Genomic DNA, 24,416 nt, shown 5'->3' with positions numbered 1-24,416 from the left:
AAAGGAGTTTGCCGCCACCGCTACCCTACTCATTTTCGGAGATGTGTTATGTCTGATACCAAACGTAATACAATCGGCAAATTCGGCTTGCTCTCGCTGACTTTTGCCGCCGTTTACAGCTTTAACAACGTTATCAATAATAATATTGAGCTTGGACTGGCCTCGGCACCGATGTTTTTCCTCGCGACGATTTTTTATTTTATTCCCTTCTGTCTGATCATCGCAGAATTTGTTTCGTTAAATAAAAACTCAGAAGCTGGTGTCTACGCGTGGGTAAAAAGTTCGCTGGGCGGACGTTGGGCATTTATTACTGCCTATACCTACTGGTTCGTAAACCTGTTCTTTTTCACCTCGCTGTTGCCGCGCGTTATTGCTTATGCTTCGTATGCCTTCCTCGGCTACGAATATATTATGACGCCGATTGCCACCACTATTATTAGTATGGTGCTGTTCGCCTTCTCCACCTGGGTTTCTACCAACGGGGCGAAAATGCTGGGGCCAATCACCTCCGTCACCTCAACGCTGATGCTGCTGTTAACGCTCTCCTACATTTTACTGGCAGGTACGGCGCTGGTTGGCGGCGTACAGCCTGCCGATCCGATCACCGTTGACGCGATGATCCCAAACTTCAACTGGGCGTTCCTCGGCGTTACCACCTGGATCTTTATGGCCGCAGGTGGCGCGGAGTCCGTCGCGGTGTACGTTAACGACGTCAAAGGCGGTTCGAAATCGTTCGTTAAAGTGATCATCCTCGCCGGGATTTTCATCGGTGTGCTGTATTCCGTCTCCTCGGTGCTGATTAACGTCTTCGTCAGCAGCAAAGAGTTGAAATTTACTGGCGGATCGGTGCAGGTATTCCACGGCATGGCGGCGTATTTTGGTCTGCCGGAAGCGTTGATGAATCGCTTTGTCGGTCTGGTATCCTTTACCGCGATGTTCGGTTCCCTGCTGATGTGGACCGCAACGCCGGTGAAAATTTTCTTCTCCGAAATCCCGGAAGGCATCTTTGGTAAGAAAACCGTCGAACTGAACGAAAACGGCGTTCCGGCGCGCGCGGCGTGGATCCAGTTCCTGATCGTCATCCCGCTGATGATTATCCCGATGCTCGGTTCCAATACCGTGCAGGATCTGATGAATACTATTATTAATATGACTGCCGCAGCGTCCATGCTTCCGCCGTTATTCATCATGCTGGCTTACCTGAATTTACGCGCCAAATTAGATCACCTGCCACGCGATTTCCGTATGGGCTCCCGCCGCACCGGTATTATCATTGTTTCAATGCTGATTGCGATATTTGCCGTAGGGTTTGTCGCTTCGACATTCCCGACTGGCGCGAATATTCTGACCATCATTTTTTATAACGTCGGCGGTATTGTTATCTTCCTTGGCTTTGCGTGGTGGAAATACAGTAAATATATAAAGGGATTAACGGCTGAAGAGCGCCATATTGAAGCGACGCCAGCCAGCAATGTTGATTAAGCAGAATAATAAAAAATGAGCAGGCATTTTCCCTCTTCCTGGATGAGGAGAGGGAAAATAGTTTCTGCCTTTCTATTTTTATAATTACAACGATAAAAGGCTGTACTTTTTCTTTAGCTCATGGATTAACACAATGAAATTAATCACTGCACCATGCAGAGCATTACTTGCTCTGCCGTTTTGCTACGCCTTTTCTGCGGCAGGAGAAGAAGCACGTCCGGCAGAACATGACGACACAAAAACACCCGCAATTACCTCGACATCTTCTCCTTCATTTCGTTTTTACGGCGAATTAGGGCTTGGTGGATATATGGATTTAGAGGGTGAGAATAAACATAAATACAGCGACGGCACCTATATTGAAGGTGGCCTGGAGATGAAGTACGGCTCCTGGTTCGGCCTGATTTACGGCGAAGGCTGGACCGTGCAGGCCGACCACGACGGCAATGCCTGGGTGCCAGACCATAGCTGGGGTGGTTTCGAGGGCGGAATTAACCGTTTCTATGGCGGTTATCGTACCAATGATGGCACCGAAATCATGCTCAGTCTGCGTCAGGATTCCTCGCTGGATGACCTGCAATGGTGGGGCGACTTCACACCCGATCTGGGCTACGTCATTCCCAATACCCGCGACATTATGACCGCGCTGAAGGTGCAGAACTTAAGCGGCAACTTTCGTTATAGCGTCACCGCCACACCTGCCGGACATCATGACGAAAGCAAAGCATGGCTACATTTTGGCAAGTACGATCGCTACGACGACAAATACACCTATCCGGCAATGATGAACGGTTACATCCAGTATGACCTTGCCGAAGGCATCACCTGGATGAATGGTCTGGAAATTACCGACGGCACAGGACAACTCTATCTCACGGGCCTGCTTACCCCTAACTTTGCCGCTCGCGCCTGGCACCATACCGGACGTGCCGACGGGCTGGACGTACCGGGAAGTGAAAGCGGGATGATGGTTAGCGCCATGTATGAAGCGTTAAAGGACGTTTATCTCTCCACCGCTTACACCTACGCCAAACATCGCCCTGACCACGCTGACGATGAAACCACCTCTTTCATGCAGTTTGGTATCTGGTACGAATACGGCGGCGGACGTTTCGCAACGGCTTTTGATAGCCGCTTCTACATGAAAAATGCCTCTCACGATCCCAGCGACCAACTCTTCCTGATGCAATATTTTTACTGGTAATAAGGACAGTAATCTCATGAAAATCAAAACTATTTTAACGCCAGTAGCCTGTGCTCTGCTGATGAGCTTTTCCGCCCATGCCGCTAACGCTGACAATTATAAAAACGTGATTAACCGTACTGGCGCACCGCAGTACATGAAGGATTACGATTACGACGATCACCAGCGTTTTAATCCGTTTTTCGATCTCGGAGCCTGGCATGGTCATCTGTTGCCAGACGGCCCTAACACCATGGGCGGTTTTCCTGGCGTTGCGCTGCTGACGGAAGAATACATCAACTTTATGGCCAGCAATTTCGATCGCCTGACCGTCTGGCAAGACGGCAAGAAAGTCGACTTCACGCTGGAGGCATACAGTATTCCCGGCGCGCTGGTGCAAAAACTGACAGCAAAAGATGTGCAGGTCGAAATGACTCTGCGCTTCGCCACGCCGCGCACATCACTACTGGAAACCAAAATCACCAGCGATAAACCGCTGGATCTGGTGTGGGATGGCGAACTGCTGGAAAAACTGGAAGCGAAAGAAGGGAAACCACTTTCCGATAAAACCATTGCTGGCGAGTACCCTGACTATCAGCGCAAAATCAGCGCCACTCGTGATGGCCTGAAAGTCACCTTTGGCAAAGTACGTGCCACCTGGGATCTGCTGACCTCCGGTGAATCAGAATATCAGGTGCATAAATCCCTGCCAGTGCAGACTGAAATCAACGGCAATCGCTTTACCAGTAAGGCGCATATCAACGGGTCGACGACGCTCTATACCACCTATTCCCATCTGCTGACCTCTCAGGAAGTTAGCAAAGAGCAAATGCAGATCCGCGATATTCTGGCGCGTCCGGCGTTTTATCTCACCGCCTCACAGCAACGCTGGGAAGAATACCTGAAGAAAGGGTTAACCAATCCGGATGCGACGCCGGAACAGACGCGCGTCGCGGTAAAAGCAATCGAAACGCTCAACGCTAACTGGCGCTCGCCTGGGGGTGCGGTGAAATATAACACCGTCACGCCGTCGGTGACCGGACGCTGGTTCTCCGGCAACCAGACCTGGCCGTGGGATACCTGGAAGCAGGCGTTTGCGATGGCGCATTTCAATCCGGACATCGCCAAAGAGAATATCCGCGCGGTCTTCTCCTGGCAGATCCAACCTGGCGACACCGTGCGTCCGCAGGATGTGGGCTTTGTCCCCGACCTGATTGCATGGAACCTTAGCCCGGAGCGTGGCGGCGATGGCGGCAACTGGAACGAACGCAATACCAAACCCAGCCTTGCCGCCTGGTCGGTGATGGAAGTGTATAACGTCACCCAGGATAAAACCTGGCTGGCAGAGATGTACCCGAAACTGGTGGCCTATCACGACTGGTGGTTACGTAACCGCGATCACAACGGCAACGGCGTGCCGGAATATGGCGCGACCCGCGACAAAGCCCACAACACCGAGAGCGGCGAGATGCTGTTTACGGTGAAAAAAGGCGATAAAGAAGAGACGCAGTCTGGGCTGAACAACTACGCCCGCGTGGTGGAAAAAGGCCAGCACGACAGTCTGGAAATTCCGGCACAGGTCGCTGCGTCGTGGGAATCGGGGCGTGATGATGCCGCCGTCTTTGGGTTTATCGACAAAGAACAGCTGGATAAATATGTCGCAAGCGGCGGCAAACGTAGCGACTGGACGGTGAAATTCGCCGAAAACCGCAGTCAGGACGGAACGTTGCTGGGGTACTCGCTATTGCAGGAGTCGGTGGATCAGGCCAGCTATATGTACAGCGATAACCATTATCTGGCGGAGATGGCGACGATTCTCGGTAAACCAGAAGAGGCTAAGCGCTATCGCCAGTTGGCACAGCAGCTCGCGGACTACATCAACACCTGTATGTTCGACCCGGCTACGCAGTTCTACTATGACGTGCGTATTGAAGATAAACCGCTGGCGAACGGCTGCGCGGGCAAACCGATTGTCGAACGCGGTAAAGGGCCGGAAGGCTGGTCACCGCTGTTTAACGGTGCGGCAACGCAGGCCAACACCGACGCGGTGGTGAAGGTGATGCTCGATCCTAAAGAGTTCAACACCTTTGTTCCGCTGGGAACGGCGGCGTTAACCAACCCGGCCTTTGGCGCGGATATCTACTGGCGCGGGCGCGTATGGGTGGATCAGTTCTGGTTTGGTCTGAAAGGGATGGAGCGTTACGGTTATCGCGATGATGCCCTGAAGCTGGCGGATACGTTCTTCCGGCACGCCAAAGGATTAACCGCCGATGGCCCAATTCAGGAGAATTACAACCCGCTGACTGGCGCACAGCAAGGCGCACCAAATTTCTCCTGGAGTGCCGCGCATTTGTATATGTTGTATAACGATTTTTTCCGTAAGCAATAATTTGCAACGGCTGGCGGATGCGGCGTGAACGCCTTATCCGCCCTACATGTACGTTCCCCCAGGCCGGATAAGACGCGTCAGGCGTCGCATCCGGCGTTACCACCGGGCGTATTCTTTTTGAATCCCATCACAACCCCCGCATTCCCCTTTTCCCTTTTCCCCGACGACGGCTAAATTAGAACTCATCCGACCACATAACAATTATTTTACATACTGGACAATTTTATGAGCTACCTGTCGCTGTTCGCCCCGCTTGATTTAGGTTTTACCACGTTAAAAAACCGCGTGCTGATGGGTTCAATGCACACCGGGCTGGAGGAATACCCGGACGGCGCTGAACGGCTGGCGGCGTTTTATGCTGAACGCGCCCGTCACGGCGTGGCGTTGATTGTCAGCGGCGGTATCGCACCTGATTTAACAGGCGTTGGCATGGAAGGTGGCGCAATGCTCAACGACGCCAGCCAGATCCCACACCATCGCACCATTACCGAAGCCGTACATCAGGAAGGCGGCAAAATCGCCCTGCAAATTTTGCATACCGGACGCTACAGCTACCAGCCGCATCTGGTAGCGCCCTCCGCGTTGCAGGCCCCCATCAACCGTTTCGTTCCTCATGAACTCACCCATGAAGAGATCCTGCAACTGATCGACGATTTCGCCCGCTGCGCGCAACTGGCGCGGGAGGCCGGATACGATGGCGTAGAGGTGATGGGTTCCGAAGGGTATTTGATCAACGAATTTCTGACGCTGCGCACCAATCAGCGTAGTGACCAGTGGGGCGGCGATTACCACAACCGGATGCGGTTTGCCGTTGAAGTGGTGAGTGCGGTACGCGAACGCGTTGGCAACGACTTCATTATTATCTACCGACTGTCGATGCTCGACCTGGTCGAAGACGGCGGGACTTTTGCCGAAACGGTAGAGCTGGCGCAGGCCATTGAAGCGGCGGGCGCGACCATTATCAACACCGGCATTGGCTGGCATGAAGCACGTATTCCGACCATTGCCACGCCCGTGCCGCGCGGCGCATTTAGCTGGGTCACGCGCAAACTGAAAGGCCACGTTTCGCTGCCGCTGGTGACCACCAACCGAATTAACGATCCGCAGGTTGCCGACGACATTCTCTCGCGCGGCGATGCCGATATGGTGTCGATGGCACGACCGTTTCTTGCTGATGCGGAGCTGCTGTCAAAAGCGCAATCGGGGCGAGCCGATGAGATCAACACCTGCATTGGCTGCAACCAGGCCTGCCTCGATCAGATCTTCGTTGGCAAAGTCACCTCGTGCCTGGTAAATCCTCGCGCCTGCCACGAAACCAAAATGCCGATCCTTCCCGCCGTGCAGAAAAAAAATCTGGCGGTGGTCGGTGCGGGACCAGCTGGGCTGGCGTTTGCCATTAACGCGGCGGCGCGTGGGCATCAGGTAACATTGTTTGATGCGCACAGCGAGATCGGCGGGCAGTTTAATATCGCCAAACAGATCCCCGGCAAAGAGGAGTTTTACGAAACGCTGCGCTATTACCGCCGGATGATCGAAGTGACGGGCGTGACGCTAAAACTCAATCACAGCGTGACGGCGGATCAGTTACAGGTGTTCGATGAAACGATCCTCGCCAGCGGGATCGTGCCGCGCATTCCGCCCATTGACGGGATCGATCACCCGAAGGTGTTGAGTTATCTCGACGTATTGCGCGACAAAGCGCCGGTGGGCAACAACGTTGCCATCATCGGTTGTGGTGGGATTGGTTTTGATACGGCGATGTATTTGAGTCAGCCGGGCGAATCCACCAGCCAGAATATCGCCGGGTTCTGTAATGAATGGGGGATCGACAGTAGCCTACAACAGGCTGGTGGCTTAAGCCCGCAGGGAATGCAGATCCCGCGTAGCCCACGGCAGATTGTGATGCTCCAGCGCAAAGCCAGCAAACCGGGACAGGGGTTAGGCAAAACCACCGGCTGGATCCATCGCACCACCCTGCTCTCGCGGGGTGTGAAAATGATCCCAGGCGTAAGTTATCAGAAGATCGACGATGACGGGCTGCATGTGGTGATCAACGGCGAAACGCAGGTATTAGCAGTGGACAATGTGGTGATCTGCGCAGGGCAAGAGCCAAACCGCGCGCTGGCGCAACCGCTGATTGATAGCGGGAAAACGGTGCATTTAATTGGCGGTTGCGATGTAGCTATGGAGCTGGACGCACGACGGCAATTGCCCAGGGAACACAGCTGGCGCTGGAGATTTAAATCGTGCATTGAAGTGCCGGATGCGACGCTTGACGCGTCTTATCCGGCCTACGGGTAACGTGCTAATCGTACGCCGCATCCGGCAGGCCGCGTTAATCAATAAACAATGCAGGGGAAATGCCGAATCGCGTTGCCAGTTTTTTAGCGTGTTCCAGCGTTAATTTTCTCTTCCCGTTCAAAACACGTGACACCATCGATTTACTGCCAATTTCCGGCAGATCAGAAAGGGTTAAACCGTATTGATCCATCAGTGTACGAATCACAGCAACACCGCCAGGCATGGCTTGAGCCATAGTATTAAATTCAGCAAATTCGGGCGCTGATTCTTCCCACGCGGTTATTTTGGCACACACCAGATCCAGCAAGGGGTTTTCAGGATCGTTGAGCAGCAGATGATCGACCAGTTCCAGCGCCTGGGCGTATTGTTCTTCGTTCTGGATACCCGCCAGAAAAGGTGCCACAGCGGTTAGCTTTTCTCCTGCTTGCAAGATGTCGGCAATCGCAATCATTTTTTCCCCTTAGTACGATGAACGGCGGTAAAGAAATCGTATTCTTTATGCGTCATAACTTCACGTATGTAGCACTTTTGCGATTCAAAAAAGACCATTGCTACAACACGTAATTCATTGCCCCCGACATTGAAAACATAATGCTTATCCAGATATTTGAAGTTATCCAGAGATGGGAATACTGCTTTTAATGACTCAGGTTTTTTGAAATATCCCTTAGCAATCGTGTTCCCCAAAGCCACCAACTCCGTTTTATGTTGCGGGTATTTTTCCGCAGCATCTTTCAATGCTTTTTGAGTTATCAGGTGCATTCTTCATCACGTCCGTTGACAAATTGGCAATATGATAACATCCGTTGACAGATTGGCAACGGATGAATTTATCTGCTTGACGGAAGAATAAACGTTGAACAACGCGAAACAAGAGAATGCAGAGGATGGTGACTGGGATTTTTGTTTTATGGAAGCGTGATTCCAGAACTGGGCAGACATTGCCGGATGCGACGCTTGCCGCGTCTTATCCGACCTGGGGGTAACGTGCTGAACGTAGGCCAGATAAGGCGTTTACGCCTTATCTGGCAGGTAGCTGCCAATCTTACCGACGACGTCCCAGCTTCACCGCTTTCAGCACCACAAATTTATTATTCGTCGCAATAGTGGTGCAGTTGCCGAAAATTTTCTTCAGTTTGTGGAAGTAATCCAGGTGACGGTTGGCAACGATATACAGCTCGCCGTTGATTTTCAGGCAGCGGCGGGCGTGGTGGAACATCTCCCAGGCGACGTTATCAGTCAGCGCATGTTGCTGATGAAACGGCGGGTTGCAGAGCACAGCATTAAAGCGAAAAGGCTCCACGCCGGAGAGCGCGTTGTTGATCATAAACTCGCAGCGATCCAACGCCTCAGGCATGTTGGTTTCAACGTTCAAACGGCTGGAAGCAACCGCCATCGGTGATTCATCGACAAATACCACTTTCGCCTGCGGGTTTTTATCAAGCAGTGTCAGGCCAATAACGCCGTTACCACAGCCGAGATCGACAATCTCACCTTCGAGATTTTCCGGCAGATGTTGCATAAAGAAGCGCGCGCCGATATCAAGCCCGGTGCGGGAGAAGACATTCGCATGGTTGTGGATAGTCCAGTCAGTACCTTCCAGCTTCCAGCTAACGGTCTCCGGCGCATCGGCCAGCGTCGGCTCGTTGAAAGTGCAATTAATCAGGCGCGCTTTTTTCCATGCCAGCGTGGTGGTGGTCGGGCCGAGCACTTTTTCGAACAGTTCCAGCGTGGAAGTGTGAATGTCACGGGCTTTGGCACCGGCAATAATGCGTGTTTCCGGCGTGACCACTTTGCGCAGTGCGCGCAGTTGCTGTTCCAGCAATGCCAGTGTTTTCGGTACTTTGATCAGCACTACGCCCGGCTGTTGCGGGTAGTCGGCGGTGCTGTCGAGGAACTTCACGCTCGACTCATCAATGCCGTTGAGGCGTAAATTCTCGCGTGTCGCCAGTTCGCTGATGTATGAGTCGCCGATGCTGTACGGCTTATGTTCCGCCAGCGCACAGCTTAACGCGCCAAAAGCATCATTCAGGATTAACACCGGGCCGCGGATTTCTGTATCGTCCAACTGTTGCAGCAAATATTCATCCGCCGCTTCCCACGCCTGTAGCGGGTTAACGTCATCCGTCGCCGGAAAACGTTGTAGTGTCAGTGAACGGAAACCGTTGTCTAAGTGGCTCATCGGCCCTCCTGAATGATAAAATTTCGACGTTGCCCCTGAAAAGGGTGCGTGAGTATACCCTTTTTCTCTTTTTCGTGGGCGGTTATGAGCAATCTTACTTATCTTCAGGGTTATCCCGAGCAGCTGCTTTCCCAGGTGCGCACGCTGATTAATGAACGGCGTCTGGGCGATGTGCTGGCAAAACGCTATCCGGGAACGCACGACTACGCCACCGATAAAGCCCTCTGGCAATATACTCAGGATCTGAAGAATCAGTTTCTGCGTAATGCCCCGCCGATCAATAAAGTGATGTATGACAATAAGATCCACGTGCTGAAAAACGCGCTCGGATTACATACCGCTGTTTCACGTGTGCAGGGTGGCAAGGTGAAAGCGAAGGCGGAGATCCGCGTCGCCACCGTGTTTCGCAACGCGCCAGAACCGTTTTTGCGCATGATTGTGGTGCACGAGCTGGCGCATCTGAAAGAGAAAGAACATAACAAAGCGTTCTATCAGTTGTGCTGCCATATGGAACCGCAGTACCACCAGCTTGAGTTCGACACTCGCCTGTGGCTGACGCAACTGTCACTGGGACAAGACAAAATCTGAAAATGATCTCAGGCGCTATCTTTTCCTCCTTTAGCGCCTAAAATCGACCTCCCCTCTATCGTTAAGGATAACGACCATGCTGCGCGCATTCGCCCGCCTTCTTCGCCGCATTTGTTTTTCTCGCCGGACTCCAAAAATTGGCTGTTTTCTGTTGATTGTGGCAGGCGCGATGATTTTTATCGCCGATCGGGCAATGGTCAACGCCAGCCAACAACTCACCTGGAGTGACGTCAACGCTATTCCGGCACGTAACGTGGGTTTATTGTTGGGAGCAAGGCCAGGTAATCGCTACTTTACCCGACGTATTGATACCGCCGCAGAGTTGTACCACGCAGGAAAAGTGAAATGGTTGCTGGTCAGTGGCGACAACGGACGTAAAAATTACGATGAAGCGTCAGGCATGCAGCAGGCTTTGATCGCTAAGGGCGTACCGGCAAAAGTGATCTTCTGTGACTATGCCGGATTCTCAACGCTTGATTCAGTGGTACGTGCCAATAAAGTGTTTGGGGAAAACCATATCACCATTATCTCGCAGGAATTTCATAACCAACGCGCCATCTGGCTGGCAAAACAGTACGGCATCGATGCTATCGGGTTTAACGCGCCAGACCTGAATATGAAGCACGGTTTTTATACTCAGCTGCGGGAGAAACTCGCCAGGGTTAGAGCGGTGATAGACGCAAAAATCCTCCATCGTCAGCCAAAATATCTCGGGCCGTCGGTCATGATTGGTCCGTTTAGTGAGCATGGTTGTCCGGCGCAGAAATAATGCGTATCCGCGCACGTCGAAGATGAAAAAGGCGTGCTACATTGACGGCAGAATCCCTTTATGGAGTATCCACGCGTTATGATACGTTTCGCTGTGATTGGTACGAACTGGATCACTCACCAGTTCGTGGAGGCCGCACATGAGAGCGGTAAATATAAGTTAACCGCCGTCTATTCCCGCAGCCTTGAACAGGCCCAGCACTTCGCCAATGAGTTTTCTGTCGAGCATCTGTTTACGTCGCTGGAAGCGATGGCGGAAAGCGATGCCATTGACGCGGTGTATATTGCCAGCCCGAATGCCCTGCACTTTTCCCAGACGCAGCTTTTTCTGAGCCACAAAATCCATGTGATTTGCGAGAAACCACTGGCGTCGAATTTGGCGGAAGTGGATGCGGCCATTGCCTGTGCGCGGGAAAATCAGGTGGTGCTGTTTGAAGCATTTAAAACGGCCTGCCTGCCTAACTTTCATCTGTTACGCCAGGCGCTGCCAAAAGTCGGCAAACTGCGGAAAGTCTTTTTCAACTATTGCCAGTATTCCTCGCGGTATCAACGTTATCTGGATGGTGAGAATCCCAACACCTTTAACCCGGCGTTCTCTAACGGTTCGATTATGGATATCGGCTTTTACTGCCTGGCGTCGGCGGTGGCATTATTCGGTGAACCGAAAAGCGTGCAGGCAACCGCCAGTTTGCTGGCAAGCGGCGTGGATGCCCACGGCGTGGTGGTGATGGATTACGGTGATTTTAGCGTTACATTGCAGCACTCAAAAGTCAGTGATTCTGTCCTGGCGAGCGAGATTCAGGGCGAAGCAGGATCGCTGGTGATTGAAAAACTCTCTGAATGCCAGAAAGTCTGCTTTGTGCCGCGCGGCAGCCAGATGCAGGATCTCACCCAGCCGCAGCATATTAATACCATGCTCTACGAAGCAGAGCTGTTTGCTGAACTGGTGGATGAGCATCTGATTAATCATCCAGGGCTGGCGGTCAGCCGCATCACTGCCAAACTGCTGACCGAGATCCGCCGCCAGACTGGGGTGATTTTTCCGGCAGATAGCGTAAAACAATAATGGTTACCGTAAAGCAGTGTAAAAGGCATGTAACAGACCATTGACTGGATGAATGGTCTGTCATACTTTGTTACCTGCAAAGGGGAGTAACTTCATTGCCGGTCGATCGTCATTACGATGTGTGAAAAACCACATCCGGTCACCGGGCAACCCGAAAGGTATACGCAGACGTATTCCTTTGAGACTGATGACAAACGCAAAATTGCCTGATGCGCTACGCTTATCAGGCCTACATAGTTCCTGCAATCTTTTGAATTCGCATGATTTTGTAGGCCGGATAAGGCGTTCACGCCGCATCCGGCATAAACGCAGGCACTTTGTCACCAATCTGAAAGGAATACGCAGACGTATTCCTTTTTTGTTGTAAGTGAGACCTTGCCGGAAGGCGAGGTCTATGCATAAAAAGCAGCGGCTGACGTCTTCCGACGTTGGCCGTTTTTTTATGTGTAAGGAACTTCTATGAATACTGTCGGCACGCCGTTGCTATGGGGCGGATTCGCTGTTGTTGTCGCCATTATGCTGGCTATCGACCTGTTGTTGCAGGGGCGTCGTGGCGCGCATGCCATGACCATGAAACAGGCTGCGGCCTGGTCGCTGGTGTGGGTGACCCTTTCGTTACTGTTTAACGCCGCTTTCTGGTGGTATTTAGTCCAGACGCAGGGGCGCGAAGTCGCGGACCCGCAGGCACTGGCCTTCCTCACCGGTTATCTGATTGAGAAATCGTTGGCGGTCGATAACGTCTTTGTCTGGCTGATGTTGTTCAGCTATTTCTCTGTTCCGGCGGCGTTACAACGCCGCGTGCTGGTATATGGCGTGCTCGGGGCGATTGTTCTGCGTACCATCATGATCTTCACCGGTAGTTGGCTGATTTCTCAGTTCGACTGGATCCTGTATATCTTCGGCGCCTTCCTGCTGTTTACTGGCGTGAAGATGGCGCTCGCCCATGAAGATGAATCAGGGATTGGCGACAAGCCGTTGGTGCGCTGGCTGCGCGGTCATTTGCGTATGACCGACACCATCGACAACGAGCATTTCTTTGTGCGTAAGAATGGCTTGTTGTATGCCACGCCGCTGATGCTGGTGCTGATTCTGGTGGAGTTGAGCGACGTGATTTTCGCCGTGGATAGCATTCCAGCTATCTTCGCCGTGACTACCGATCCGTTTATTGTGCTGACCTCAAACCTGTTTGCGATCCTCGGCCTGCGTGCGATGTATTTCCTGCTGGCGGGCGTAGCGGAGCGTTTCTCGATGCTCAAATATGGTCTGGCGGTGATTCTGGTGTTTATCGGTATCAAGATGCTGATTGTCGACTTCTACCATATTCCGATCGCCGTTTCGCTGGGCGTGGTGTTTGGCATTCTGGTGATGACATTTATTATCAACGCGTGGGTGAATTATCGGCATGATAAGCAGCGGGTGGAATAATTCGCTGTATGTTAAGCCACTAAGGGTGATAACTCATTCCAGACATAGATGAGCTATTAAGTATGTAACCGACTTATAGCTCTTTACAAAAAGATCGCTTGGGTGTTAGTGGCGTCAATATCATCGAAGCGTTCCCTGGAGGCCGGGGCGGCGGCGATTGGCCGCTCCCTGCGCCAGTGACTTTATATGGCATAGCACATTAAAGGAGCGCAACCGTTCTCATATTCCAAATAGTTTTGCCCATATGTTATCTAATCAGCCTTAGTAGCCAGTCCTTCCCTCTGCTTATGTCAAATAAATGTAACCATTAAGTTGCAAAACATGACCTCTCTTTAAAATCCAGCATTTTTCGCTTCCCGAAGCTGTAACTTTCCTTATACTCGACTTGGCAAACACTTTGTTACATCCTGAAAGATGCGTCGACAGAACGCACCAGGGATGTGCGACAACACAATGAAAGGATCGAAAAATGACTACGCAACGTTCACCGGGGCTATTCCGGCGTCTGGCTCATGGCAGCCTGGTAAAACAAATCCTGGTCGGCCTTGTTCTTGGGATTCTTCTGGCATGGATCTCAAAACCGGCGGCTGAAGCTGTCGGTCTGTTAGGCACTTTGTTCGTTGGTGCATTGAAAGCTGTAGCGCCAATTCTGGTGCTGATGCTGGTAATGGCTTCCATCGCTAACCACCAGCACGGGCAGAAAACCAATATCCGCCCTATTTTGTTCCTCTATCTGCTGGGTACTTTCTCTGCCGCGCTGGCTGCGGTTGTCTTCAGCTTCGCCTTCCCTTCTACCTTGCATTTGTCCAGTAGCGCGGGCGATATTTCGCCGCCGTCAGGCATCGTGGAAGTGATGCGTGGGCTGGTGTTGAGCATGGTTTCTAACCCTATTGAGGCTCTGCTGAAAGGTAACTACATCGGGATTCTGGTGTGGGCCATTGGCCTTGGTTTCGCTCTGCGTCACGGTAACGAAACCACCAACAAACCTGGTCAACGATATGTCGAATGCCGTTACCTTTATGGTGAAACTGGTGATTCGTTTCGCACCAATCGGTATTTTTGGTCTGGTTTCTTCTACGCTGGCAACCACCGGTTTCTCCACACTGTGGGGCTACGCGCAACTGCTGGTCGTGCTGGTTGGCTGTATGTTGCTGGTGGCGCTGGTGGTTAACCCATTGCTGGTGTGGTGGAAAATTCGTCGTAACCCGTTCCCGCTGGTGCTGCTGTGCCTGCGCGAAAGCGGTGTATACGCCTTTTTCACCCGTAGCTCGGCGGCGAATATTCCGGTAAACATGGCATTGTGTGAAAAGCTGAATCTGGATCGCGATACCTATTCCGTTTCTATTCCGCTGGGTGCCACCATCAATATGGCAGGCGCAGCCATTACCATTACCGTGTTGACGCTGGCTGCGGTTAATACGCTGGGTATTCCGGTGGATCTGCCCACAGCGCTGCTGTTGAGCGTAGTGGCTTCTCTGTGCGCCTGTGGTGCTTCCGGCGTGGCAGGTGGTTCTCTGCTGCTGATCCCGCTGGCCTGTAATATGTTCGGTATTCCGAACGATATCGCCATGCAGGTGGTTGCCGTTGGCTTTATCATCGGCGTATTGCAGGACTCCTGCGAAACCGCGCTGAACTCTTCAACTGACGTGCTGTTCACCGCAGCGGCGTGCCAGGCGGAAGACGATCGTCTGGCCAATAGCGCCCTGCGTAACTAATACTTAGCCCCTTTCGTCTACGGCGGAAGGGGTTTTCTCCACTTTAAACGGATCAATTCCCCTTCTCTGCATACGCCAGAAACGAATGATATTCAGGCCATTCATCAGCAGAAAACTGCCTTCAATCATCGTGCCGCCTATCGACCCGGCCCAGATGTTGTGAGTTAACCAGCAACACGTAGAAAACCACATCACGCAGCGCATGGTCAGTCCTTTAAAGCGAAATAGCGCCCAGGTACTGACAATCGTGCCAATGACCGGCAGCAGCTCCATCGGATGATGGAACTTCGCCAGACCAACTCCACCCGTCAGCACGATGAAGATCGCCATTATCCATAAACTACGGGTACGCAGAGTAATTAACGTACGGATAGCATTGAGGATTGAGCTGGCCCCCGCCGGGAAGACGCCCATCAGGAAAAAATGTATGCCAATAAATACGCTATAGATGGAAAGCTGAATTTTGAAGCGACGTTCATCGCGGTTGAAGAATGTTGTAATACCAATCAGAAAGGCGATGACACCCACGCCCTGGGCCAGCCAATACGCGGTCATGATAAATCCTTAGCAGGTATGGAAAAGCAAACGGCGCTTCACATTATGAAACGCCGTTTTTTATTAACAACTCATTTCGACTTTATAGCGTTACGCCGCTTTTGAAGATCGCCAGTTCGCGGAAGTCGTTACGCTCGTTACAGGTTTGCTTACCGTTGGCAAACTCAACGATGGTATCGATAAATTCTTCCAGCAACTGCGGCATCGCTTTACCGTGGATCAGCTGACCCGCGTCAAAGTCGATCCAGTGTTTTTTCTTCGCTGCCAGTTCGCTGTTGGTGGCGATTTTCACCGTCGGTACAAATCCGCCGTACGGCGTGCCGCGACCGGTACTGAACAGCACCATGTGGCAGCCCGCACCCGCCAGGGCGCTGGTCGCTACGGCATCATTACCCGGTGCACTTAACAGATTCAGCCCTGGTGTTTTCAAACGTTCGCCGTAGCGCAGCACGTCTACCACCTGGCTGGAGCCCGCTTTCTGCGTACAGCCGAGAGATTTATCTTCCAGCGTGGTGATACCACCCGCTTTGTTCCCCGGCGATGGGTTTTCGTAGATCGGCTGGTCATGGGCAATAAAGTACTGTTTGAAGTCGTTGACCATGGTGACCAATTTTTCAAACGTCGCTTCGTCACGGCAATGGTCCATCAGTAACTGCTCTGCACCGAACATCTCCGGTACTTCGGTCAGCACGGTAGTGCCGCCGTTAGCGATGACGTAATCAGAGAAACGCCCCAGCATTGGGTTAGCAGTAATACCGGAAAGACCGTCAGAACCGCCGCACTCCAGACCAAACTTCAGTTCGCTAAGTTTACCCGGCTCGCGTTTATCGTTGCGCATCACGTTATACAGCTGATGCAAATGCTCGATCCCGGCTTCAATCTCATCATCCTGCTGTTGGCAGATCATGAAATGAACGCGTTCAGGATCGATATCGCCCAGCGTTTCACGGAAAGCATCAACCTGGTTGTTTTCACAGCCCAGACCAATGACCAACACGGCGCCTGCGTTCGGATGACGCACCATGTTTTGCAGCATAGTGCGGGTATTAATGTGATCGTCGCCCAGCTGCGAGCAGCCGTAGGTGTGGCTGAAGAGGAACACGCCGTCGGTACCTTCAGCGTTGTTCGTCTCTTTCAAAAAAACGGTTCTGGATCTGTCGCGCGATGCCGTTGACGCAGCCCACGGTCGGCAGGATCCACAACTCATTACGTACCCCGACATCACCGTTAGCGCGACGATAGATCTGCACTTCACGATCTGCCGCTTGCGCAGGCAGATCCTGAAAATCAGGTTGATAGCGATACTGATCCAGATCGCTCAGATTCGTGCGCGTATTGTGGGCGTGAACGTGTTCCCCCGCCGCAATATCCGCCAATGCATAACCAATCGGCAGGCCATATTTAATGACGTTGGCCCCTTTTGCGATATCTGTTAACGCAAATTTATGTCCACGAGCAACATCCTGGCGCAGCGTTACGGTCTGGTTATCGACACTGATTTCTGTGCCTTCAGCCAAATCCGCTAAAGCGACCGCGACGTTATCCAGCGCATGGATCTTGATGTATTGCATATCAACCCCAGACCTTAGTTCAGTTCAATGGCGAAGTAGTCACGCGCATTGTTAAAGCAAATATTTTTCACCATCTCGCCCAGCAGGTTGATGTCCGCCGGTGCTTCGCCCGCTTCCACCCAGCGGCCAATCATCTGGCACAGAATGCGGCGGAAGTATTCGTGACGGGTATATGACAGGAAGCTACGGCTGTCAGTCAGCATACCGACAAAGCGGCTCAGCAGACCGAGCTGCGCCAGTTGGGTCATCTGACGTTCCATACCGTCTTTCTGATCGTTAAACCACCAGCCGGAACCAAACTGCATTTTGCCCGGCATACCTTCGCCCTGGAAGTTACCGATCATGGTGCCCAGCACCTCGTTATCGCGCGGGTTCAGGCAGTAGAGAATGGTTTTCGGCAGCAGGTTTTCTTCATTCTGTTTGCTCAGCAGCTTAGACAGTTCTTCCGCCATCGGACGGTCGTTGATGGAGTCAAAGCCGACATCCGGCCCCAGCAGTTTGAACTGACGCAGGTTGTTATTACGCAGCGCGCCAATGTGGTACTGCTGTACCCAGCCGCGACGTGCGTATTCGGCGCCCAGGAATACCAGCACCGCAGTTTTGAACTGTGCGACTTCATGCTCACTCAGGGTTTCGCCAGCCAGACGGCGCGCCAGAATGCTATCCAGTTCCGCTTCGTTCGCTTCGGCAAACATCACCACGTCCAGCGCGTGGTCAGACACTTTACAGCCGTGAGCCGCGAAGTGATCCAGACGTTTGGTCAGGGCAGTTTGCAGGTCTGCAAAGCGGCGAATGTCGGTATCGGAAACTTCACCCAGCTTCGCCATGTAGTCGTTAAAGGTCGCCTGTTCAATGTTGAAGGCTTTATCCGGACGCCAGCTCGGCAGCACTTTAATAGTGAAAGAGCCGTCTTTGGCGATCTCTGCGTGATGCTCCAGAGAGTCGATCGGGTCGTCGGTGGTGCCGACCATTTTCACGTTCATCTGCTGCATGATGCCGCGCGCGGAGAATTTGTCCTGCGCCAGCAGTTCGTTACATTCGTTCCAGATTTCATCCGCGGTAGACGGAGACAGCAGTTTGCCAGTGATGCCAAACGGACGACGCAGTTCGAGGTGCGTCCAGTGGTATAACGGGTTACCGATCGTGTGCGGAACGGTCGCCGCCCAGGCATCAAACTTCTCACGGTCAGATGCATCACCAGTACACAGGCGCTCAGCAACACCATTGGTACGCATTGCACGCCATTTGTAGTGGTCGCCTTTCAGCCAGATGTCATACAGATTCTTAAAGCGATAGTCTTCTGCGATTTGCTGCGGCGGTAAATGGCAGTGGTAGTCGAAAATCGGCTGGTCTTTTGCGTAGTCGTGATACAGACGGCGGGCAAATTCAGTATCTAACAGGAAATCTTCAGTCATAAACGGAGTCATTATCGTCTTCCTCTCAACGAGTGAGCTAGCTTGCTTAGGGTGCGATGCTGACAAAGTTATCACACCAATTTCCAGAGCCCGAAGATATTTTCGTGAGTTAGATCAATAAACGTAGTTAAAAAAATTACTCTCAAAGTGGTAAATCCCTCTGCAAGCCGCGCCAGTTCTGGCTTCACTCTCATCCAGTAATGCCCCTACAAATATTCCCACATTTGTGATGGCTCTCACCTTTTAAAGTTGTATGACAAGTTATCTTTCTGCCGTCGCGAATCATAAGTCGACGGAATGCAAATTGCCAATTCATTCATTTGTTAGATGGATTGGGTTGACCGGTACGGAAGCCGAATTAGCACGAAACTTTCATGGCAGCGTTCGGGGTGTACCGGTTTTTTTCGGTCATCCGGTCGTAACTAACATCCTCTGCCCCAGGCAGGATGATGACCGCGCTTATTGCGGATATAACAAAACGATGAGGTTTTACATGCGTAAAATTAAAGGGTTACGTTGGTACATGATCGCATTGGTGACGCTCGGCACCGTGCTCGGTTACCTGACGCGTAACACTGTGGCGGCAGCTGCACCAACTCTGATGGAAGAGTTAAACATCTCCACCCAACAGTATTCCTACATCATCGCAGCCTATTCTGCTGCATATACGGTCATGCAACCTGTAGCGGGTTATGTTCTGGATGTTCTGGGGACAAAAATCGGTTACGCAATGTTTGCCGTGTTGTGGGCGGTATTCTGTGGCGCAACTGCACTGGCTGGTAGCTGGGGCGGTCTGGCGATTGCCCGTGGTGCGGTAGGTGCGGCAGAAGCAGCGATGATCCCTGCAGGTCTGAAAGCCAGTTCCGAATGGTTCCCGGCGAAAGAACGCTCCATCGCAGTAGGTTACTTTAACGTTGGTTCCTCAATTGGTGCGATGATTGCACCGCCGCTGGTGGTATGGGCGATCGTCATGCACAGCTGGCAGATGGCATTTATTATCTCCGGTGCGTTGAGCTTTATCTGGGCGATGGCATGGCTGATTTTCTATAAACATCCACGCGACCAGAAACATCTGACCGATGAAGAACGTGACTACATTATTAATGGTCAGGAAGCCCAGCACCAGGTTGGCGCGGCGAAGAAAATGTCCGTTGGTCAGATCCTGCGTAACCGTCAGTTCTGGGGTATCGCATTACCGCGCTTCCTGGCTGAACCTGCCTGGGGTACTTTTAACGCGTGGATCCCGCTGTTCATGTTTAAAGTTTACGGCTTTAACCTGAAAGAGATCGCGATGTTCGCCTGGATGCCAATGCTGTTTGCTGACCTTGGTTGTATCCTCGGTGGTTACCTGCCGCCACTGTTCCAGCGTTGGTTTGGTGTGAATCTGATTGTTTCCCGTAAGATGGTGGTAACACTGGGTGCGGTACTGATGATTGGCCCAGGTATGATCGGTCTGTTCACCAACCCGTATGTCGCGATTATGCTGCTGTGTATCGGTGGTTTTGCTCACCAGGCACTGTCTGGCGCGCTGATTACCCTCTCTTCTGACGTGTTTGGTCGTAACGAAGTGGCAACGGCAAACGGTCTGACTGGGATGTCTGCGTGGCTGGCAAGTACGCTGTTTGCGCTGGTTGTAGGTGCACTGGCTGACACCATCGGCTTCAGCCCGCTGTTCGCAGTACTGGCGGTATTCGACTTGCTGGGCGCGCTGGTTATCTGGACCGTGTTGCAGAACAAACCGGCAATTGAGGTGGCGCAGGAAACACATAACGATCCCGCTCCGCAACATTAACGCTAAATGTAAGTTTTAGTTTCCCTTCAAAGCCGCCTTCTCAGGCGGCTTTTTCACCACTGCGAGTAGAGCTAAGCTCGCAAAAGTGGTATAACAAATATAGTCTGCCGTATCATGCCTGGAGCGCATATGGAAATCACTGAACCACGCCGTTTGTACCAACAGCTCGCCGCTGACCTGAAAGAGCGCATCGAGCAGGGCGTCTATCTGGTGGGTGATAAACTGCCCGCCGAACGTTTTATTTCTGATGAAAAAAAACGTCAGCCGCACCGTGGTTCGTGAAGCCATCATCATGCTTGAAGTCGAGGGCTATGTAGAAGTACGCAAAGGCTCGGGAATTCATGTGGTTTCCAACCAGCCTCGCCATCAGCAGGCGGCGGACGCGAATATGGAATTTGCCAATTACGGTCCGTTTGAACTGCTCCAGGCTCGTCAACTTATCGAAAGCAATATTGCCGAGTTTGCTGCAACCCAGGTAACGAAACAGGACATCATGAAACTGATGGCCATCCAGGAACAGGCGCGCGGCGAACAATGCTTCCGTGATTCCGAGTGGGATTTGCAGTTTCATATTCAGGTCGCATTAGCGACGCAGAACTCTGCACTGGCTGCCATCGTTGAGAAAATGTGGACCCAGCGTAGTCATAACCCGTACTGGAAAAAATTGCACGAGCACATTGATTCCCGTACCGTCGATAACTGGTGTGATGACCACGATCAGATTCTCAAAGCGTTGATACGCAAAGATCCTCATGCCGCCAAACTTGCAATGTGGCAGCATCTGGAAAATACCAAAATTATGTTGTTTAACGAAACCAGTGACGATTTCGAATTCAATGCCGACCGCTATTTGTTCGCCGAGAATCCTGTCGTTCATCTGGATACTGTGGCCAACAGCAGCAAATAAACTCCCATTTCTGACAGGCGCAGCAACGCGCCTGTTCGCTTTATCAGTAAGCGAAAAGTATAAAGTGTCAGCCTGTGTAAATCCTCTCGCCACCCTCCTCTGCAATCAGCAAAATCAGACTCCACGGACATGTAATTTTGATAACGAACAACGTTGACCTTTGTTACAATTAGATTCAATTTGAATTTATGCTATTAAATGTTTTCTTATCTCACGTTTTAACAGGGAATAGTTCAGGCCGTATTGGTGTCTCGACCCGCAATATATACAACAACAGCAATAACCTGACGGGTGTGCATCATTTAAAACCGGCGTGGCGTTAACCGATTCACCAGGAATAATGAATGGAACTTTTGACCCAATTGCTGCAAGCCCTGTGGGCGCAGGATTTTGAAACCCTGGCCAATCCGTCGATGATTGGCATGTTGTATTTTGTCTTGTTTGTGATTTTGTTCCTCGAAAACGGCTTGCTTCCAGCGGCCTTTTTACCAGGCGACAGCTTACTGGTGTTGGTCGGTGTATTGATTGCCAAAGGCGCAATGGGTTACCCGCAGACTATTATGCTGCTCACTGTTGCGGCCAGCCTCGGTTGCTGGGTCAGCTACATACAGGGGCGATGGCTGGGAAACACCCGCACCGTACAAAACTGGCTATCCCATTTACCTGCGCACTACCACCAACGCGCACACCATCTTTTTCATAAACACGGTTTATCTGCGCTGTTAATTGGTCGCTTTATCGCATTTGTCAGAACATTACTGCCGACCATTGCCGGACTGTCAGGGCTGAATAACGCCCGCTTCCAGTTCTTCAACTGGATGAGTGGCCTGCTGTGGGTGTTGATCCTGACAACCTTAGGTTACATGCTCGGCAAGACGCCGGTATTTTTGAAGTATGAGGACCAGCTGATGTCATGCCTGATGCTGCTCCCGGTGGTGCTGCTGGTGTTCGGCCTGGCAGGTTCTCTGGTTGTTTTATGGAAAAAGAAATATGGAAATCGGGGGTAAAGGATGCAAATACCTCGCATGTCGCTTCGCCAGCTAGCCTGGTTCGGCGCTGCTATATTGCTGGCTGGCACGCTGCTGCTGGCCTGGTCTGCGGTTCGTCAACAAGAATCCACGCTGGCGATCCGCGCCATTCATCAAGGGACGACGATGCCGGACGGTTTTTCCATCTGGCATCACCTTGATGCTCATGGAATTCCTTTCAAAAGCATCACCCCTAAGAATGACACTCTGTTGATTACGTTTGATTCCAGCGATCAAAGCGCCGCCGCCAAAGCGGTCCTCGACAGAACATTGCCTCATGGCTACATCATTGCGCAGCAGGACGATAATAATCAGGCCATGCAATGGCTGACCCGGCTGCGGGACAATTCTCATCGCTTCGGATAACTTCCTGTTATCCGAAACATATCACTCACTTTGGTGATTTCACCGTTACTGTCTATGATTAATAAGGCGGTGGTTAATACCACCGCCTCGTTGTCTGGACAATCGTTCCTCTGTAATGGGTCCGAGTCACAATGGAAGGTTCAAGAATGAAATACCGCATCGCTTTAGCTGTTTCTCTTTTTGCTTCTTAGTGTCAGTAGTTATGCCACTACCCTTTGTCAGGAAAAGGAGCAAAATATCCTTAAGGAGATCAGCTATGCCGAAAAACATCAAAACCAGAATCGTATCAACGGCCTGAACAAAGCCCTTAGCGAAGTGCGGGCGAATTGTTCAGATAACCAGTTGCGTGCCGATCATCAAAAGAAAATCGCGAAGCAGAAAGATGAAGTGGCAGAACGCAAACATGATTTAGCCGAGGCGAAACAAAAAGGCGATGCGGATAAGATTGCTAAACGCGAACGGAAACTGGCAGAAGCGCAGGAAGAGCTGAAAAAGCTGGAAGCGCGCGACTACTAATCCCCAATAGTTAATACTTACTCACCTGGAGAAAACTATGTCGAAAGAACACACTACGGAACATCTGCGTGCTGAGTTGAAATCCCTGTCCGATACGCTGGAAGAGGTGCTTAGCTCCTCTGGCGAAAAGTCAAAAGAAGAGCTGAGTAAGATTCGTAGCAAAGCGGAACAGGCTCTGAAACAGAGTCGCTATCGTCTGGGTGAAACCGGTGATGCGATTGCTAAACAAACCCGCGAAGCGGCGGCGCGTGCCGATGAATATGTGCGTGAGAATCCGTGGGCGGGAGTTGGTATTGGCGCAGCCATCGGCGTGGTGCTGGGCGTTCTGCTGTCGCGTCGTTAATTATGGCGGACACTCATCACGCGCAAGGGCCCGGTAAAAGCGTTCTGGGCATCGGGCAGCGAATTGTCACCATCATGGTCGAAATGGTGGAGACGCGTCTGCGGCTGGCGGTGGTTGAGCTGGAAGAAGAAAAAGCCAATATCTTTCAGCTTTTACTGATGCTCGGCCTGACGATGCTTTTCGCTGCATTTGGTCTTATGAGCCTGATGGTGCTGATTATCTGGGCCGTTGATCCGCAATATCGCCTGAATGCAATGATTGCCACCACTGTGGTGTTGCTGCTTCTGGCACTCATCGGCGGTATCTGGACGTTACGCAAGTCGCGCAAATCCACCTTGCTGCGCCATACGCGTCACGAACTGGCAAACGATCGACAACTTCTCGAGGAGGAGTCCCGTGAGCAGTAAAGTCGAACGTGAACAACGTAAGGCACAACTGCTTCGTCAGATCCAGCAGCAACGGTTGGATCTTTCCGCCAGTCGGCGTGACTGGCTGGAGGCAACGGGTGCCTATGATCGCCGCTGGAATATGCTGTTGAGCCTGCGTTCCTGGGCGCTGGTCGGCAGCAGCGTGATGGCTATCTGGACTATTCGTCATCCGAATATGCTGGTCCGCTGGGCCAGGCGCGGTTTTGGCGTCTGGAGTGCGTGGCGTCTGGTTAAAACCACCCTCAATCAGCAACAGCTTCGCGGTTAACTTCCTCTCTGGCCGGAACTATTCCGGCCTTATCCCTCAAATTTTTTGAAAATTTTTGACAGTTTTCCTTGCTAACAATCATCGTTCACCACGTTTATTATTCTCTCCATCGACAGCAATGACGCTAA

At 51.9% G+C, this 24,416-nt stretch carries 18 protein-coding genes and 6 pseudogenes; 17 read left to right on the top strand and 7 right to left on the bottom strand.

What is annotated here, in order from left to right; genetic code table 11:
* Positions 1–48: 48 nt before the first annotated feature.
* The 4 genes and pseudogenes from CRI63_RS13055 to fadH all read left to right on the top strand — a co-directional run bounded on the left by CRI63_RS13055 (position 49) and on the right by fadH (position 7,297).
* Positions 49–1,482 carry an amino acid permease gene (locus tag CRI63_RS13055; protein ID WP_135385465.1) on the top strand — a complete coding sequence of 478 codons (1,434 nt, stop codon included), beginning with the start codon at positions 49–51 and terminating at the stop codon, positions 1,480–1,482.
* 133 nt (positions 1,483–1,615) lie between these two features.
* Positions 1,616–2,686: a protein YgjJ gene (gene ygjJ / locus CRI63_RS13050; RefSeq protein WP_135519721.1), complete on the top strand. Its 1,071-nt coding sequence runs from the start codon at positions 1,616–1,618 to the stop codon at positions 2,684–2,686.
* Between the two features lie 16 nt (positions 2,687–2,702).
* A complete protein-coding gene (gene ygjK, locus CRI63_RS13045) occupies positions 2,703–5,054 on the top strand; it encodes an alpha-glucosidase (protein ID WP_135519719.1) in 2,352 nt (783 codons plus the stop codon).
* Positions 5,055–5,279: 225 nt separating this feature from the next.
* Positions 5,280–7,297, top strand: a pseudogene (fadH, locus tag CRI63_RS13040) (NADPH-dependent 2,4-dienoyl-CoA reductase).
* Positions 7,298–7,389: 92 nt separating this feature from the next.
* Here the strand turns inward: fadH and higA are convergent.
* The 3 genes from higA to rlmG all read right to left on the bottom strand — a co-directional run bounded on the left by higA (position 7,390) and on the right by rlmG (position 9,537).
* Positions 7,390–7,806 carry a type II toxin-antitoxin system antitoxin HigA gene (gene higA, locus CRI63_RS13035; protein WP_135519717.1) on the bottom strand — a complete coding sequence of 139 codons (417 nt, stop codon included), beginning with the start codon at positions 7,804–7,806 and terminating at the stop codon, positions 7,390–7,392.
* Positions 7,803–8,117 carry a type II toxin-antitoxin system toxin HigB gene (gene higB, locus CRI63_RS13030; RefSeq protein WP_000550189.1) on the bottom strand — a complete coding sequence of 105 codons (315 nt, stop codon included), beginning with the start codon at positions 8,115–8,117 and terminating at the stop codon, positions 7,803–7,805. Before higB ends, higA begins: the two co-directional genes overlap by 4 nt.
* A 283-nt stretch (positions 8,118–8,400) precedes the next feature.
* Positions 8,401–9,537: a 23S rRNA (guanine(1835)-N(2))-methyltransferase RlmG gene (gene rlmG, locus CRI63_RS13025; protein ID WP_135487215.1), complete on the bottom strand. Its 1,137-nt coding sequence runs from the start codon at positions 9,535–9,537 to the stop codon at positions 8,401–8,403.
* Positions 9,538–9,621: 84 nt separating this feature from the next.
* On the opposite strand from rlmG, the gene CRI63_RS13020 reads away from it, so the two are divergent.
* The 3 genes from CRI63_RS13020 (at position 9,622) to CRI63_RS13010 (ending at position 11,959) form a co-directional block, all read left to right on the top strand.
* Positions 9,622–10,125 (top strand): M48 family metallopeptidase, encoded by a 504-nt coding sequence (locus CRI63_RS13020; RefSeq protein WP_135519715.1) that lies wholly within the window; start codon positions 9,622–9,624, stop codon positions 10,123–10,125.
* 76 nt (positions 10,126–10,201) lie between these two features.
* Positions 10,202–10,894 carry a vancomycin high temperature exclusion protein gene (locus CRI63_RS13015; RefSeq protein ID WP_135519713.1) on the top strand — a complete coding sequence of 231 codons (693 nt, stop codon included), beginning with the start codon at positions 10,202–10,204 and terminating at the stop codon, positions 10,892–10,894.
* Positions 10,895–10,972: 78 nt separating this feature from the next.
* On the top strand, positions 10,973–11,959 hold the full coding sequence (locus CRI63_RS13010; RefSeq protein WP_130218265.1) for a Gfo/Idh/MocA family oxidoreductase: 987 nt from the start codon (positions 10,973–10,975) through the stop codon (positions 11,957–11,959).
* A 203-nt stretch (positions 11,960–12,162) separates the two neighbouring features.
* Here the strand turns inward: CRI63_RS13010 and CRI63_RS24690 are convergent.
* Positions 12,163–12,261, bottom strand: a pseudogene (locus CRI63_RS24690) (hypothetical protein); the annotation flags it as partial.
* A gap of 157 nt (positions 12,262–12,418) precedes the next feature.
* Between CRI63_RS24690 and alx the strand changes: the two are divergent.
* On the top strand, positions 12,419–13,384 hold the full coding sequence (alx, locus tag CRI63_RS13000) for a TerC family membrane protein Alx (protein WP_130218267.1): 966 nt from the start codon (positions 12,419–12,421) through the stop codon (positions 13,382–13,384).
* 469 nt (positions 13,385–13,853) lie between these two features.
* Positions 13,854–15,099 (top strand): annotated as a pseudogene (sstT, locus tag CRI63_RS12995) (serine/threonine transporter SstT).
* Positions 15,100–15,102: 3 nt separating this feature from the next.
* Here sstT and CRI63_RS12990 read toward each other — a convergent pair.
* The 3 genes and pseudogenes from CRI63_RS12990 to uxaC form a co-directional block, all read right to left on the bottom strand.
* On the bottom strand, positions 15,103–15,654 hold the full coding sequence (locus tag CRI63_RS12990) for a YgjV family protein (protein WP_130210398.1): 552 nt from the start codon (positions 15,652–15,654) through the stop codon (positions 15,103–15,105).
* 82 nt (positions 15,655–15,736) lie between these two features.
* A pseudogene (gene uxaA, locus CRI63_RS12985) lies at positions 15,737–17,225 on the bottom strand (altronate dehydratase).
* A gap of 14 nt (positions 17,226–17,239) precedes the next feature.
* Positions 17,240–18,652 carry a glucuronate isomerase gene (gene uxaC / locus CRI63_RS12980; RefSeq protein WP_053292087.1) on the bottom strand — a complete coding sequence of 471 codons (1,413 nt, stop codon included), beginning with the start codon at positions 18,650–18,652 and terminating at the stop codon, positions 17,240–17,242.
* Positions 18,653–19,133: 481 nt separating this feature from the next.
* Between uxaC and exuT the strand changes: the two genes are divergently transcribed.
* From exuT to CRI63_RS12940, 8 genes and pseudogenes are all read left to right on the top strand, one after another.
* Positions 19,134–20,432, top strand: a complete 1,299-nt coding sequence (gene exuT, locus CRI63_RS12975) for a hexuronate transporter ExuT (protein WP_130218273.1) — start codon at positions 19,134–19,136, stop codon at positions 20,430–20,432.
* 129 nt (positions 20,433–20,561) lie between these two features.
* A pseudogene (exuR, locus tag CRI63_RS12970) lies at positions 20,562–21,339 on the top strand (transcriptional regulator ExuR).
* A gap of 344 nt (positions 21,340–21,683) precedes the next feature.
* Entirely contained in the window at positions 21,684–22,346 is a 663-nt protein-coding gene (gene yqjA / locus CRI63_RS12965) for a DedA family general envelope maintenance protein YqjA (RefSeq protein ID WP_064529586.1), read from the top strand.
* A 3-nt stretch (positions 22,347–22,349) separates the two neighbouring features.
* Complete coding sequence (mzrA, locus tag CRI63_RS12960) at positions 22,350–22,733, top strand: EnvZ/OmpR regulon moderator MzrA (protein ID WP_130210390.1); 384 nt, start codon at positions 22,350–22,352, stop codon at positions 22,731–22,733.
* Between the two features lie 146 nt (positions 22,734–22,879).
* A pseudogene (gene yqjC, locus CRI63_RS12955) lies at positions 22,880–23,249 on the top strand (DUF1090 family protein YqjC).
* Between the two features lie 37 nt (positions 23,250–23,286).
* Complete coding sequence (locus tag CRI63_RS12950) at positions 23,287–23,592, top strand: YqjD family protein (RefSeq protein WP_130210386.1); 306 nt, start codon at positions 23,287–23,289, stop codon at positions 23,590–23,592.
* 2 nt (positions 23,593–23,594) lie between these two features.
* On the top strand, positions 23,595–23,999 hold the full coding sequence (locus tag CRI63_RS12945; protein WP_130218277.1) for a phage holin family protein: 405 nt from the start codon (positions 23,595–23,597) through the stop codon (positions 23,997–23,999).
* On the top strand, positions 23,989–24,288 hold the full coding sequence (locus CRI63_RS12940; protein ID WP_130218279.1) for a YqjK-like family protein: 300 nt from the start codon (positions 23,989–23,991) through the stop codon (positions 24,286–24,288). The genes CRI63_RS12945 and CRI63_RS12940 overlap by 11 nt, the downstream gene beginning before the upstream one ends.
* The last annotated feature ends 128 nt before the right edge of the window (positions 24,289–24,416 follow it).

Origin of the sequence: Escherichia sp. E2661, from assembly GCF_004745185.1 — a bacterium.
GTDB lineage: Bacteria > Pseudomonadota > Gammaproteobacteria > Enterobacterales > Enterobacteriaceae > Escherichia.
Note: the sequence above shows the minus strand (reverse complement) of the source record. Positions and strands in the feature narration are given on the sequence as shown.

Excerpts from the sequence above, each read along its gene's own strand:
- CRI63_RS13055 (WP_135385465.1), top strand. The coding sequence starts at position 49 with ATGTCTGATACCAAACGTAATACAATCGGCAAATTCGGCTTGCTCTCG.
- ygjJ (WP_135519721.1), top strand. The coding sequence starts at position 1,616 with ATGAAATTAATCACTGCACCATGCAGAGCATTACTTGCTCTGCCGTTT.
- ygjK (WP_135519719.1), top strand. The coding sequence starts at position 2,703 with ATGAAAATCAAAACTATTTTAACGCCAGTAGCCTGTGCTCTGCTGATG.
- higA (WP_135519717.1), bottom strand. The coding sequence starts at position 7,806 with ATGATTGCGATTGCCGACATCTTGCAAGCAGGAGAAAAGCTAACCGCT.
- higB (WP_000550189.1), bottom strand. The coding sequence starts at position 8,117 with ATGCACCTGATAACTCAAAAAGCATTGAAAGATGCTGCGGAAAAATAC.
- rlmG (WP_135487215.1), bottom strand. The coding sequence starts at position 9,537 with ATGAGCCACTTAGACAACGGTTTCCGTTCACTGACACTACAACGTTTT.
- CRI63_RS13020 (WP_135519715.1), top strand. The coding sequence starts at position 9,622 with ATGAGCAATCTTACTTATCTTCAGGGTTATCCCGAGCAGCTGCTTTCC.
- CRI63_RS13015 (WP_135519713.1), top strand. The coding sequence starts at position 10,202 with ATGCTGCGCGCATTCGCCCGCCTTCTTCGCCGCATTTGTTTTTCTCGC.
- CRI63_RS13010 (WP_130218265.1), top strand. The coding sequence starts at position 10,973 with ATGATACGTTTCGCTGTGATTGGTACGAACTGGATCACTCACCAGTTC.
- alx (WP_130218267.1), top strand. The coding sequence starts at position 12,419 with ATGAATACTGTCGGCACGCCGTTGCTATGGGGCGGATTCGCTGTTGTT.
- CRI63_RS12990 (WP_130210398.1), bottom strand. The coding sequence starts at position 15,654 with ATGACCGCGTATTGGCTGGCCCAGGGCGTGGGTGTCATCGCCTTTCTG.
- uxaC (WP_053292087.1), bottom strand. The coding sequence starts at position 18,652 with ATGACTCCGTTTATGACTGAAGATTTCCTGTTAGATACTGAATTTGCC.
- exuT (WP_130218273.1), top strand. The coding sequence starts at position 19,134 with ATGCGTAAAATTAAAGGGTTACGTTGGTACATGATCGCATTGGTGACG.
- yqjA (WP_064529586.1), top strand. The coding sequence starts at position 21,684 with ATGGAACTTTTGACCCAATTGCTGCAAGCCCTGTGGGCGCAGGATTTT.
- mzrA (WP_130210390.1), top strand. The coding sequence starts at position 22,350 with ATGCAAATACCTCGCATGTCGCTTCGCCAGCTAGCCTGGTTCGGCGCT.
- CRI63_RS12950 (WP_130210386.1), top strand. The coding sequence starts at position 23,287 with ATGTCGAAAGAACACACTACGGAACATCTGCGTGCTGAGTTGAAATCC.
- CRI63_RS12945 (WP_130218277.1), top strand. The coding sequence starts at position 23,595 with ATGGCGGACACTCATCACGCGCAAGGGCCCGGTAAAAGCGTTCTGGGC.